Source organism: Paraliobacillus quinghaiensis, assembly GCF_003426025.1.
In the GTDB taxonomy this organism is placed as follows: domain Bacteria; phylum Bacillota; class Bacilli; order Bacillales; family Amphibacillaceae; genus Paraliobacillus_A; species Paraliobacillus_A quinghaiensis.
This window is the reverse complement of the sequence record NZ_QJSH01000020.1, coordinates 14341-28052: the sequence shown is the minus strand read 5'-3', so window position 1 is coordinate 28052 and position 13712 is coordinate 14341. Positions and strand designations below refer to the sequence as shown.

Genomic DNA, 13712 nt, shown 5'->3' with positions numbered 1-13712 from the left:
ATGAGTTACTATATATTAGGGTAGTCGGTAATGATCTCCTTCATCTGACTACCCTTTTGATTTTCAAATACGAATTGCATGTAAAGGTAGTGAACAAAGGGTGAAGAAAATGAAAATTGACTTAATTAAAAATCCTTCTTTATTAAGGGTTGGACTTGTTAATGCTCTAAAAGATTGTTTCCCAAACAGTGATGTGCGAGTATATAGTTCTTCAGATTACCAGTTAGTTTTGAATGAATATGACTTACAAGATGTAATTATTATCGATATAGATACAGATATAAACCTATCTGAAACGATTGATTTATATAAAAATGCTAATAAAAAGATTATTTTATGGACAGCTAGATTAGATGATACCAGCTTGATCGATTTATTTAAATTACAGGTCGACGGGTATTTTTATGTTGAAATGGAAAAGAAAGAATTAACCGTAGCAATTACATCAATTCTCAATGGAAAATACTATGTTCATCCTTCGCTATCGTTTCTTTTAGAAGAGTGCGTACGAATAAATCATAAAACCTCTGATAAACCAGTTGGAATACTCTCAGAACGTGAGTGGGAAGTATTGGAGTTAGTTATACGAGGATATGATAATGAAGAAATTGGGCAATCTCTCTTCATTTCAGTAAAAACAGTTAGAGTATACGTATGTAAAATATCTAAAAAAATCGAAGTGCCTGATCGTACTAACGCTGTACTAAAAGCGCTACGGAATAATTGGATTTACACTTGAAAAGGATTACTGTAAAATAGTTACTTTGTTATATGCTAATTAATATGTTTGGTTAAATAAGAAAAAAGGAAATGTCATATCTAATGTGTACTTTAAAATTTGATTATCCTACTAAAAAGCTTGGTGGTAAAATGAAAAATGAAATAGAAGAATCAATAGATAACGTATCTTTATTGGAACTGTCTTTAGAGCACACACGTACTGCGATTATTATTGCTAATAAAAATGGAGAACTAACATATATAAACAATTACGCCAAAGAAATGTATGGTTTGCCAGATGAGGTTCTTCCCTCTGAAGATTGGTCAAATTACTTTACGCTCTTATATCCAGATGGAAAAACTCCTATTGAACTGGTTGACCTTCCTCTCTATAGACTATTGAATGGTGAAGAAGTTCGTGATTATGAATTATCTGTGAGAACTAAATCTGATGGTAAATTAAACTATTATTTATTAAATGGTAACCAGATGAAAGATAAAAATAATCAAATAGTAGGCAGCTTTCTTATTGCTGTAAATGTAACAGCACAAAAAGTGTTGGAACAAGAGCTAAAAGTGACAGTTGAGAGCTATCATCAACTGATTGAAAACTCTCCTGAACTAATACTAATTCATAAAGATGGGATTGTTTTATTTGTAAACCCTGAAGCAGTTAATATAATGGGGGCCAAACATTCAAATGAAATCATTGGGAGGTTTTTATTAGACTTTGTCCATTCTGACAGTAAGGAAGGTACTCTTGATCGAATTAAAAAAGTTAAGAATAAGCAAAAATTAGAGTATATTGAACAAAAGATTACTCGATTTGATGGGGAAGCAAGAGTAGTTGAAGCATCTGCGATTAACGTAGTTTATCAAGGGCAAGAAGCTATTATGTCGGTGGGTAAAGATGTTACAGAGAGAAACGGGGTAAGGGAACAGTTAGAAAAAAGCAAACAGCAATACCAATCTCTATTCGAGTTTCACCCAGATGCTGTTTTCATGTTCGACTTAGAAGGAAATTTTGTTAGTGCCAATCCTGCATGTGAGAAAGTGTCTGGATATAAACCAGTGGAGTTGATTATGACTTCATTTGTACCTTTACTAATTCCTGAGGACTTAGACAGAGTCTTAACACACATGCAACAAACAATTGAGGGAGCGCCACAATATTATGAATGTTCCATTTTTCATGAACAAGGTCATCTTATCGACCTTAGTTTAACTAGTATACCCATTGTAGTTGACGGGAAAACAGTCGGCATTTATGGCATTGCAAAAGATATGACAGAACAGAAGAAAATGCAAGAAAAGATCAACCATATGGCTTATTATGATAGTTTAACGAATCTACCTAACCGGCGATTATTAAATGAACGTTTAGAAGAGGTTTTAACTGAATCTGAAAAAAATAATCAATCCTTTGCTGTATTATTTATAGATCTGGATCGTTTCAAATTTATTAATGATACGATGGGGCATGCTATAGGAGATCAACTATTAAAGGTAGTTGCTAAAAGATTACAACTGTCAATTCCAGACAAAGATATGGTTAGTCGTTTGGGTGGAGATGAATTCATTATTCTGTTAACTAACGTGAAAAAAGAAGAAGTTGATAGCATTGCTCACAGAATAATAGAACAGTTCAGCTTACCTTTGGATTTAGACAGTGCTGAGGAAATACTTATTTCACCTAGTATTGGAATCAGTTTATATCCAGATAATGCTAATGATGTTGATGCAATGGTTAAGTATGCAGATGCAGCAATGTATATGGCAAAAGCTAAAGGTAAAAATAATTTTCAATATTATACAAGTGAAATGAGCCAAATTATACATCGAAAAGTTGCAATAGAAAAGAATTTACGAAAAGCAATCCAGAATCACGAATTGGAAATTCATTATCAACCTATTATTAACTTGGAAAGTGAAAATTTGATTGGTGCGGAAGCTTTACTAAGATGGACCAATCAAGAAATGGGTGTTATATCACCAGCAGAATTCATTCCAATTGCAGAGGAAACTGGACTAATCCAAGAAATAGGTGAATGGGTTCTAAGAGAAGCTTGTAGGCAAAATAAAGATTGGATAGATCAAGGATACGACAGTTTGCAAATCATGGTTAATATATCTATTCGTCAATTACAAAATGTGAATTTTCACCATCTAGTTGATCAAATTTTAGACGAAGTTGGTTTAGATTCAAAACACCTTGTCCTCGAAATTACGGAAAGTATTTTGCATGATCCGCATGATTCAATTGTGGTACTTAATCGACTTAGAGATAAAGGGATAAAGATCGCTTTAGACGACTTTGGTACTGGATACTCTTCTCTAAGTTATTTAAAACATTTACCAATAGATCGTTTGAAGATAGATCGTTCATTCATTCAAGATCTGGAAACAAATTCAAATGCTGTCTCTATGGTTAAGAGTATTATTGATATAGGAAGAAACTTAAACTTAAAAATTATTGCTGAAGGAATAGAAACAGAAGAACAATTTGAAGTCCTGAAAGAACTGCAATGTACAAACGGGCAAGGCTACTATATTAGTAAGCCACTATCTTCAAAAGCTTTCGAAAAGACAATATTAAAGGGATCATAGTAGTAAGGGCTGTGGTACCAGTCCTTTTTTGTTTTTTATATACTTATTTTTCGGGTAGTGCCAGGCAATCATTGTCTTAATAGTGATAAATGGGCTTATCCGTCAATTTAAGTTGTAAGATAGATTAGTTAATATATATTAGGGTAGCTAAAAATCAAAAAGGTACCTGGTACTTCCAATTGACAAATGTCTATTTGGAGTACTAGGTACTTGTTTTTATCCCGGTGTAATCGTCCGTAAAACGCCCACTTCAAAACATCGAGAAAAATCAAAGCTGTTTAAGTGGGAGTAAACGGACGCTAACACCCCGAATGGTTCAGAGGCCTTTAGGTCATCCTTTAGGGCTAACAATCAGTGGGGGAAGGGCAAAAACCCCCACTGATTGAAGGTTCACTTTATCATATTAGTAAGCTTCAAAATCAACCTCTTGAAATCTTGCAATTTCTTTTTTTCAGCGCTCCTCAACAAATGTTTGATGATCTGGATGAGCATTATATGTATCATAAGCTTCTTGATTCTCAAACTCCATTGAGAAACCAAAATCAAAATCATATTTATTACTTACTTGCTTAAATACTTCAAAATGTTCAACTACTGGTATAGAGCTTAATATCTTTTCACCATCTGCTAAGAATTTCTTAGTTTTCGGTGAATTCTTCTGGCTTTTTAATGTAAAAACCGCCATATGTCTAATTCTTCCCTTTTCCATTTAATCTACCTCCATTCTTATATTAGTAAGTATAACAGACTTCGTATAGCAAAAAATCTTTGTGAATTAATTAGTTCGATTAATGCTAGTGTTTAAGAAGAATAACTTTATAATGCCTTTAATGCATATACAGGAGATTTATGGATATTCTAAGGAGGAATATAAAAGTGAGGTGTGTATACTTTGTCAGGAAATATACATGAGAATTTTGAAGAAATAAATCAAATGCAGGAGAAAGTAGCTCAACTTCAAGAAGACTATTGGCTTTCATATACTAATATAGATTCGTGGCAATTTTGGGTTATGGTTTTAATGTTAATTGTGCCATTAATTATTTTTATTCTTAAGATAGATAGAAGTAAACTGTTTTTATTACTTTTTTTTGCATTTAATATACACGTTTGGTTTGCTTACATCGACGCCTTTGGTGTAAGGCGCGGCTTTTGGGAATATCCACATTCTCTAACACCTTATTTCCCATTTAGTTTATCATTAGACGGTTCATTGGTACCAGTTGCATATATGTTCGTTTATCAATGGACATTAAATAAAAAGAAGAATTTTTATTTATATGCGATTGCTTTATCAGCAATTTTCTCTTTTGGATTAAAGCCTTTATTAGTTAGTATTAATTTATTTGGATTAAATAAAGGAATGAATTACTTTTATCTATTCCTTTTATATTGTTTAATGTTTTTAATTTCTAAACTTATTACAAACTTTTTCTTGAAACTAGAAAGTAAAGTGAACAAATATTAACTAAAGAATCCAACGAACAATTTTTGAACAGTTTGTAAAAAAATGTATTTAAAGTGTAGAGGTAGAATAATTAAATTTAGTAAAGGGAAAAGTAATAGCAATTAGAAGAATGGAAGGAATAATTTTATGATTGGACTTATTATTGCTATTTTCCTTTTCAATATCGTAGCTTTTAGAACTAATAAACGCCTTACTAAAAATCAAATTGTACATATTTGGTCATTTACTATTATTCTTCAAATGGCTTTTGATGGTTATATTGACCATAAACTTCAAGGCTATTGGTACTTTTCTAAAGATGTTGACCTTTTGGATTTACCTACTGTTACCCTTCTGATTCCACCAGTAAATATGATGTTTTTAAATTGGTATCCTTTTAACGCAACATTATTTAAAAAAGTTTTGTATTATCTGTATTGGTTGATACCTTTAGTCTTATATGAAGTGATAGCACTATTACCTGAACCTTTGGGATATTTTAATTATGGATGGTGGAGATTGGAATATTCAATATTTATCGATCCTTTATTACTAATTATTTTAGTTAAATATTATAAGTGGATATCCAAAATAGAGAAAAGCATTTCATTAAATTAACGAAAGCTTATGTTCGATATAATAACAAGAATAACACCAAATGAAAGCCTCGATTATTCTAAATTCGTGTTATAAAACCTAAAAAATATTGTTGACAAAGTGTAGAATTATAGTATTATTATAAACGATACTGATAATCATTATCAATACATACACATACTTAAAAACGGAGGACTCTCTATGGTTCGCCTGTTTACAGAACAATTACATATCAGCTACGGAGAAGACTTAATTGTTAAAGACTTGACGATTGAAATCCCTATCAAAAAATTACAGCCATTATTGGTTCAAACGGATGTGGGAAATCAACTTTACTAAAAGCTATTACTCGTATTATTTCCCATCAGTCGGGTTCTATTATTTTAGATGGCCATAGTTTTCAGATTGACGCTGAAATAGGAAGACATCCTCGAACAAATAAACCAATGTGTATAACTTATAATCTACTAAAAGGAGAAGAATAATAATGAAAAAGTTACTAGTACCATTCCTAATACTATTACTAATTATGCTTAGTGCATGTGGAAGTAATTCTTCAGATACAAATGAAGAGGAGTCAAACAATTCAACGGATTCAGTAAATGAAACAACAGAAAATGAAGCTAACGAAACAGAAGGTGAAGAAGAAACATCAGGTACCATTACCTATCAATCTGAAAACGGACCTGTTGAAGTGCCAGCTAATCCGCAGCGCGTAGTTGTGCTGTCCTCCTATGCAGGGAATGTTATAGCATTGGATACTCCTTTAGTTGGGGTTGATTCATGGTCAATGGGAAACCCGCTTTATGCTGAGAAGCTAGAAGGGGTAGAAGAAGTATCAGAGGAAAATCTCGAAAAAATTATTGAGTTAAACCCAGATTTAATTATTGGTTTATCTAGTACAAAAAATCTTGACAAAATAAGTGAAATTGCCCCAACTGTTACGTTTGCTTGGGGAGAACTTGATTACTTAACGCAACATTTAGAGATTGGTAAAGTGTTAAACAAAGAAGAAGAAGCACAAGCATGGATTGATGATTATAAACAACGGGCCCAAACTTTAGGAGAAGAAGTTAAAGCTGAAATTGGAGAAGATGCAACAGTAACTGTTATTGAAAACTTTAATAAAGATTTATACGTGTTTGGAGATAACTGGGCGCGCGGAACAGAATTACTTTATCAAGAAATGGGATTAAATATGCCTGAAAAAGTAAAGGAGACAGCCTTAGAACCTGGATACTACACAATTTCTATGGAAGTTCTTCCTGAATTTGTAGGGGATTACTTAATTGTAAGTAAGACGGAAACCGATACTTCATTCTTGGATTCTGAAACATATAATAATATTCCTGCTGTAAAAAATGATCAAGCATTTGTAGCAGATGCAACCAAATTCTATTTCAGTGATCCACTCACGTTGGAATACCAACTAGAATTCTTTAGAGAAAACTTTCTTGCCAACTAACTAATAGTATATTTATAATGATATTATGAATAGGATGACTCAACTGGTCAGGTGACCTGCTTGGGTTATCCTATACTTTTTTCCTTTTAATATTTTTTTCCATCCTCATTCTTAAAAAGAAAGATGCGATAATATGATGAAACGATTTAGTTCTATACCCATTTTTTACAAGTTTCTAATAGGTATCTTAGTACTTATTAGTTCATTTTTTATTTCAATGGTCTTAGGTGCGGCTGACACGACTATAAATGATTCGTGGAATGCTATTATATCTAACAAAGTTAGTGACACAGTAGTTATGCTAAATGAAATTAGATTACCTCGTGTAATAGCTGCTGTATTTGTTGGTGCTTCTTTGGCAGTTTCAGGCTCAATCATGCAAGGAGTTACGAGAAATCCCTTGGCAGACCCTGGATTACTAGGTTTAACAGCTGGTGCTAATGCTGCACTTGCTTTAACCATTGTTCTAATCCCCTCAGCTAACTATTTTTGGATTACTATTGCCTGCTTTATAGGTGCTGCATTAGGCATGGTTTTAGTTATAGGAATTGGCTCAATTAGAAGAGGAGGACTTTCTCCGTTTCGTCTTGTTTTAGCAGGAGCTGCTATTTCAGCATTTCTTCATGCGATTACAGAGTGGATTGGTTTGTATTTTATGATTTCTAAAGACGTGTCAATGTGGACTGCCGGAGGGTTAATTGGCACAACATGGGGACAGCTTCAAATTATTGTTCCTTTTATCCTTATTAGTATAACATTTGCTCTTTTATTAGCTAGACAGCTTACCATTCTTAGTTTAAATGAAGAGGTTGCGATCGGTTTAGGACAAAATATAACCCGGGTAAAATATATGTTGTTTCTCATTATTGTTTTATTAGCAGGTACATCTGTAGCATTAGTTGGTAATTTAGCGTTTGTTGGATTAATGATTCCTCATATCGTTCGTAGGGTTACTGGAACAGATTATCGTTTCGTTTTGCCTATGTCAGCTATCTTGGGTGGAACATTCATGTTATTAGCTGACACACTTGCAAGAACAATCAATGCACCATTTGAAACGCCTGTTGTTGCTATAGTATCTATTCTGGGGCTTCCTTTCTTTTTACTAATCGTTCAAAAAGGAGGAAGAGCATTCGTATGATTAAGTCTAAATTGGTTAAAAAACAACGCATTATTTTTCTATTTTTACTAGCAGCTATATTCCTAACGATAATTATTAGTATGGGATTGGGCTACTCAAGTGTATCTTATCAACGTTTGCTTCCCACTTTAATGGGAGAGGGCACATTTAAAGAAGAATTCGTACTATTCTCTATACGGTTACCTCGCATATTTATCACACTGTTGGCGGGTATGGCGTTAGCGGTTTCTGGTGCTATTTTACAAGGAATAACGAGAAATGACCTAGCTGACCCAGGAATAATTGGGATTAACGCTGGAGCTGGTGTGGCAATTGCTGCGTTCTTTTTATATTTTCCTATCGAGGCTGGATCATTTGTCTATATACTTCCTTTGGTTGCATTTATAGGTGCTTTTCTTACAGCATGTCTCATTTACATTTTCTCTTATAACAAGCACGATGGTTTACAGCCTATCAAGTTGGTCTTGGTGGGAATTGGTTTTTCCATGGCTTGTTCGGGTGCAATGATTGTACTTATTTCTTCAGCAGAACGTCAAAAGGTAGATTTTATTGCAAAATGGTTATCAGGAAATATATGGGGTGCGGATTGGCCGTTTATTTTAGCTATATTACCTTGGATTATTATTCTTATACCATTTACTTTATTTAAATCGAATATCTTAAATTTGTTAAGTCTAAGTGAAGCAGTTGCAATAGGTGTCGGAGTATCTGTAGAAAGAGAGAGAATTATTTTGTTGTTAACAGCTGTAGCATTAGCAGCAGCTGCTGTTTCTGTAACAGGTGGTATTGCTTTTATTGGTCTCATGGCTCCTCATATTGCCAAAAGTTTAGTCGGTCCTAGAAATCAACTGTTTATGCCAATTGCAATTCTTATCGGTGGGTGGCTGTTATTACTTGCTGACACAATCGGACGTAATGTAGTTGAACCTGCTGGAATTGCTGCAGGTATTATGACTGCATTAATAGGCGCTCCATATTTTATATTTTTATTATTACGAAAAACATAAGGTATTTGGTGAATGTCGTGTCAACTATTTTTCGGGTTGTGCCAGGCACCTACTAAAAAATAGATAGTTGGGAAAGCTGAAAATAGCTTAATTTGGAGGTGAGAGAAAAATGAGTTTAAATCCTGAAGAGAAACAGCATGTGGCTAAGGAACTAAGAGAGAATTTTAAACATGCTGGATTAACACCTGAAGTTATTCAAGCTGATCTAGCTTTCAGTCATGAGCAGTACGAAGAGGCGATAAAATTAGGCCCTACCACTGATGAAGAAGCGGTATCACGCTTGCGTAATTATTTGGCGGAGAAGTTAGAGGAGCAAGGCAAGGAACCGTACAGCGGTAGTTAACAAATAGGATTTGATTGGTACCTGGTATTTCAAATAGACAACTTCTCTTTTGGGATGCCAGGTATTTTTCGCGGATTTATTTTAAATGTAGCTCAGTTTAGAGCTTAAAAATGAACATTAAAAGTAATAAAAATTACTATTGAAAGCGTTTTCTTGTTGTGGTATTATGGAATCACTAACTATGAAAACAAGGAGGGAACAGCATGAAACAATACATCTTTTTGTTAAAAACCCCTCTTAATCCAATAGAGGTTAAATTTGAAGCAGAAGGAATGCTCGATGCATTGACGCAAGCAAAAGAATTTATGACAAAAACAATGCAAAACCATTCATCAGAGGTTGATATTCAGTTTAAAGGGACAATATATTTATAAATTAAGGTGCCAAGCAATTCCAAAGGTTAAATGTCTTTTTGGAGTAGCAGGTACCTTTTTTAATTTCACGTGGATTTCACTGGTCATGTGAAATTATATCGTTTACAATAAAAGTGAACCTGTTCATAAATGAATGCATTCACTTTTATTCGGAGGAAATTAAATGGCTAGCTTACGCGAACAAAAGAAATATCAAAATCAACAAAAAATAATCAACGAAGCAACAAAGAGCTTTTTGGAAAAAGGGTATCAAGAAACGAGGATCGCTGAAATTGCGAAAAAGGCTAACATGGGTACAGGGACTATCTATAATTACTATCCATCAAAAGGGAGCCTGCTGTTAGCTGTGTTGGAAGATGAATTCACTCGATTAAAAGAAGATAATCAAGGTGTTTCTGTCATCCCAGAAGGTGAAAATCTTGTTGAAAAAATTACTTATTTTGTAAAATTAATTACCCGTTTTTTTGATGATTTTCCTAAAAAGTTTTGGAGGGAAATTACGCATGTTATGACAGAAGATGCAGAAGAAAGTAATGGGATCAGGCGAGGAGTATTTGGTCTTGATCAAGATTTGATGAACCACCTAAAAGTGATCATAGAAGACCATAAAAATGACACTCATGTACCAATAGATAGTGTGCAGGCAACTGAAGTTATATACAATATCGTGATGATGGAATCGATGCTTTTTATTTATCAAGATGAAATGTCGTATCAGCAGCTAGTAGATCGGATTGAGCAACAAATTGCTTTTATTTTTAATGGGAAATAAATAGTAGGAGGAGGTAGTAAGAATGGGATTGACCGTTCAAAAGATAAATAAAACATACCGCAGTGGTGAAACGACTTTTCATGCGTTAAAAGATGTCACATTGGAGATGGAAACAGGAGAGATTGCTGTTATCCTAGGGCCATCTGGTTCGGGGAAATCAACCTTATTAAATGCAATTGGTGGAATTGACCAGGTAGATAATGGTGACATTTCGGTGGAAGGATGGAATGTGGCTTCCCTATCAGATAAGGAGTCTGTAAACTATCGCCGCGAAATGATTGGGTTTGTTTTTCAAATGAATAACCTTATTCCCAACTTAACAGTCTATGAAAATATTGAAGTGGCAGCAAACATTAGTACATCTCCATTAAAAATTAACGACGTGATTGATGATGTGGGATTGTCAGGCATGGGTGATTGCTTTCCGCGTGAATTGAGTGGTGGCCAGCAACAACGAGTGTCCATTGCAAGAGCGATCGTGCGTAAACCCAAATTATTACTTTGTGATGAGCCAACTGGTTCACTTGACTCTGTTACATCTAAGGACATTCTATCATTACTGAAAAAGATGAATAGCAATTACAACATCACAACACTAATTATTACCCATAATGAAGCGATCAGTCAGATGGCAGACCGGATCATTCAACTAAAAGATGGCATGATCGATACTGTTACGTTAAATGAAAATATTTATCCACCAGAAAGGATCGAGTGGTAATGGCTTTACGAAAAAAATTGTGGCGAACAATGCTTAAGAAAAAGGCGCAATATGGTGCAGCATTGCTTCTAGTCATTATAAGTTCCATGATCTTTTATTCTTTTACTGCAGCAGGTGCTAATTTAATTGATAACTTGAATCAATTTTTTGAACAAAACAATGTAGAAGGTGCGCAATTTACTGTTTCCGAACCGATCCAAGAGGTGCAATCATTAGAAGAAGCGCACGAGGTAACGATTGAAGAACGATATTCCAAAGATGTTGCAGTAGATGATAACACGACATTACGCTTGTTGAATGCGACCGATTCGATTAATCAATATTCCGTCATTGAAGGGGAAGCACTTGAACAAGATGATGAGCTTTTGATTGATCCGAATTTTGCAAAAGAGAATGATGTCGCTATTGGTGATACTTATCCATTGGCAGGAGAGACATTTACAGTGGTTGGGACTATGGCTGTGCCAGATTATGTTTATCCGCTCAAATCCGAATCAGGTTTCCTTAAAAACTCACAAGCTTTTGGGGTAGCTGTTGTAAAATCAACTGTTTTTGAACAATGGACAGATGCACAATTGTTTTATAACATTACTGGAATTGAGGGTGATAAAGCAGCAATTAAGCGCGATATCACACAATCTAACCGCATCTTGAAGTGGGTGGATAGAGAAGATAACAATAGAATCTCATTTATAAGAGGAGATATTCAAGGTATTAAACAAGCAGGAGAAACATTACCGATTGGGATGCTACTGATTACAGTTACTATTATTATGATTTTGTTATGGCGGTTACTAAAAACGGAGTATGCTCAAATCGGAACACTATATGCAATCGGGTATAAAAAGTCAGAAATCATCCGGCATTACGTAAGTTACTCAGCAATTATCGCAATCTTAGGGAGTGTTTTAGGTACTATTTTTGGTTGGTTTTTAATGCAACCATTGCTATCGATGTTTGCAGCATTTTATAATTTACCAGTACTAACGATCAATCCACATTTTTTATATCTCGTGATTAGTTTGTTATTACCAGTCCTCTTCTTTGTACCGTTGACGTACGTGTTGGCTAGACGGGTATTAAAGATTCCACCTGTTGTTTTAATTAAAGGTGGTGGCGTACAAACGAAACTTAATTTCTTAGAACGTTCGATCAATTTGAAGCGATTTAGGTTTACTTCCCGTTTTAAATTAAGAGAAGTACTACGAAATTTACCGCGTGTTACTTTTTTAACGATTGGTGTTATGTTCGCAACAGTGTTGTTATTGATTGGGTTTGTAACCAATGATTCTTTTGATTATTTAATTCAACAAAATTTTAAAAATGTGAATCAATATAATTATCACTATACTTTTAACCAACTACAAACAGAGATACCACTAGCTGGTCAAAAAGCAGCAAGTGCCCCTTTTGTTATCAAAAATAAAGATAATCAGAGTATACAGATAACAGCACTAAAACCAGATAATACAACGATTCATTTAGAAAATCGTGCAGGTGAGAGGTTAGACTTTAACACCACTATCATCAATCGATCATTAGCAGACAAATTGAACATTGAAAAAGGTGATGCTTTAACCGTTGAAAATCAATTAAACAACAAGACGTTCACAATTAAAGTTGATCAAATTGCAAACTCTTATTTAGGTGACCGGGTGTATATGCCATTAAGTGAATTTAATCAACAAAATGATTATCCAAAAAGGAGCTATACCTCACTTTATTCCAAAGAGTCATTAAAGATTGATCCTGAAGCACTTCTTACTACAACAACGACGGAATCTACAATAGATGGATATAATCAACTAATAAAGCCGTTGCAATACATGGTGATCGGCATTGCAATTGGTGCAGGAATCATCGGGATCCTGATTATTTATATTTTGGTCTCACTTTTAATTGAAGAAAATTCTTATAAAATTTCGTTAATGAAAGTGATTGGGTATGACGATAAGTCGATTCGCCGGTTGATGATCGATTTTAATAGTTGGTTTGTCATTTTAGGATTTCTCATTGGTATTCCGGTGACCCTTTGGTCCATGTCTGCTTTTTTAACGTCTATCACAACAGAAATGAACTTAACCATTCCGGTTCAATTAGATTGGCTAAATGTTGTGATTAGCTTCATTGTTATACTTGTGGCTTATTTCATTTCAATTTTGTTAAATCAACGGAAATTGAATAATGTTTCGATGCATGAGGCGATTAATCGAAGTACGGAGTGACATAAAAATCTAAGGTGCAGTAGTTTAGAAATGATGGTAGCGTAAAGTTGCGCTGCCATCGTTTTTTTTGATGCTTAATAACATTTATCAATAATCAGGTACTAATTGTTGAACAAGGTAGGTAGAAAATAGTCCTCATTTTTATTCATCATTGAATATGAGTTTTGCTAACTGTTTTTAACCAAACATTATTTCAACGTTACTCGCTGTAAATTGGTGGAAATATGAAAATTAATAAATGATTATAAAATCTATATATTTTATAGTTTAAAAAATGTTAATAAGGGGGAGTC

The 13712-nt window shown here is 34.1% G+C and carries 13 protein-coding genes and 1 pseudogene; 13 read left to right on the top strand and 1 reads right to left on the bottom strand.

Annotated elements, in window-relative coordinates; all coding sequences use genetic code 11:
* Positions 1 to 109: 109 nt before the first annotated feature.
* Complete coding sequence (locus tag D2K40_RS12435; protein ID WP_117156422.1) at positions 110 to 739, top strand: response regulator transcription factor; 630 nt, start codon at positions 110 to 112, stop codon at positions 737 to 739.
* Between the two features lie 83 nt (positions 740 to 822).
* A complete protein-coding gene (locus D2K40_RS12430; RefSeq protein ID WP_162879212.1) occupies positions 823 to 3327 on the top strand; it encodes a sensor domain-containing protein in 2505 nt (834 codons plus the stop codon).
* 451 nt (positions 3328 to 3778) lie between these two features.
* Here D2K40_RS12430 and D2K40_RS12425 read toward each other — a convergent pair whose 3' ends face one another.
* Positions 3779 to 4036 (bottom strand): Dabb family protein, encoded by a 258-nt coding sequence (locus D2K40_RS12425; RefSeq protein WP_229666751.1) that lies wholly within the window; start codon positions 4034 to 4036, stop codon positions 3779 to 3781.
* Positions 4037 to 4219: 183 nt separating this feature from the next.
* On the opposite strand from D2K40_RS12425, the gene D2K40_RS12420 reads away from it, so the two are divergent.
* The 11 genes and pseudogenes from D2K40_RS12420 to D2K40_RS12375 all read left to right on the top strand — a co-directional run bounded on the left by D2K40_RS12420 (position 4220) and on the right by D2K40_RS12375 (position 13419).
* Positions 4220 to 4795 (top strand): CBO0543 family protein, encoded by a 576-nt coding sequence (locus tag D2K40_RS12420; protein WP_229666753.1) that lies wholly within the window; start codon positions 4220 to 4222, stop codon positions 4793 to 4795.
* Between the two features lie 126 nt (positions 4796 to 4921).
* A complete protein-coding gene (locus tag D2K40_RS12415; RefSeq protein ID WP_117156419.1) occupies positions 4922 to 5392 on the top strand; it encodes a hypothetical protein in 471 nt (156 codons plus the stop codon).
* 180 nt (positions 5393 to 5572) lie between these two features.
* Positions 5573 to 5763, top strand: a pseudogene (locus D2K40_RS12410) (ATP-binding cassette domain-containing protein); the annotation flags it as partial.
* A gap of 95 nt (positions 5764 to 5858) precedes the next feature.
* Positions 5859 to 6836 carry an iron-hydroxamate ABC transporter substrate-binding protein gene (locus D2K40_RS12405; protein WP_117156418.1) on the top strand — a complete coding sequence of 326 codons (978 nt, stop codon included), beginning with the start codon at positions 5859 to 5861 and terminating at the stop codon, positions 6834 to 6836.
* 133 nt (positions 6837 to 6969) lie between these two features.
* A complete protein-coding gene (locus tag D2K40_RS12400; RefSeq protein ID WP_373285578.1) occupies positions 6970 to 7977 on the top strand; it encodes a FecCD family ABC transporter permease in 1008 nt (335 codons plus the stop codon).
* Entirely contained in the window at positions 7974 to 8984 is a 1011-nt protein-coding gene (locus tag D2K40_RS12395; RefSeq protein ID WP_117156417.1) for a FecCD family ABC transporter permease, read from the top strand. Before D2K40_RS12400 ends, D2K40_RS12395 begins: the two co-directional genes overlap by 4 nt.
* Before the next feature lie 109 nt (positions 8985 to 9093).
* Positions 9094 to 9327, top strand: a complete 234-nt coding sequence (locus D2K40_RS12390; protein WP_117156416.1) for a DUF2316 family protein — start codon at positions 9094 to 9096, stop codon at positions 9325 to 9327.
* A gap of 203 nt (positions 9328 to 9530) precedes the next feature.
* Positions 9531 to 9701, top strand: coding sequence for a hypothetical protein (locus D2K40_RS16445; RefSeq protein ID WP_162879211.1), 171 nt, complete (start codon positions 9531 to 9533; stop codon positions 9699 to 9701).
* A gap of 163 nt (positions 9702 to 9864) precedes the next feature.
* On the top strand, positions 9865 to 10473 hold the full coding sequence (locus D2K40_RS12385) for a TetR/AcrR family transcriptional regulator (protein ID WP_117156415.1): 609 nt from the start codon (positions 9865 to 9867) through the stop codon (positions 10471 to 10473).
* A 22-nt stretch (positions 10474 to 10495) separates the two neighbouring features.
* Positions 10496 to 11194 (top strand): ABC transporter ATP-binding protein, encoded by a 699-nt coding sequence (locus D2K40_RS12380; protein WP_117156414.1) that lies wholly within the window; start codon positions 10496 to 10498, stop codon positions 11192 to 11194.
* Positions 11194 to 13419 carry an ABC transporter permease gene (locus tag D2K40_RS12375; RefSeq protein WP_117156413.1) on the top strand — a complete coding sequence of 742 codons (2226 nt, stop codon included), beginning with the start codon at positions 11194 to 11196 and terminating at the stop codon, positions 13417 to 13419. The genes D2K40_RS12380 and D2K40_RS12375 overlap by 1 nt, the downstream gene beginning before the upstream one ends.
* Positions 13420 to 13712 lie beyond the last annotated feature (293 nt).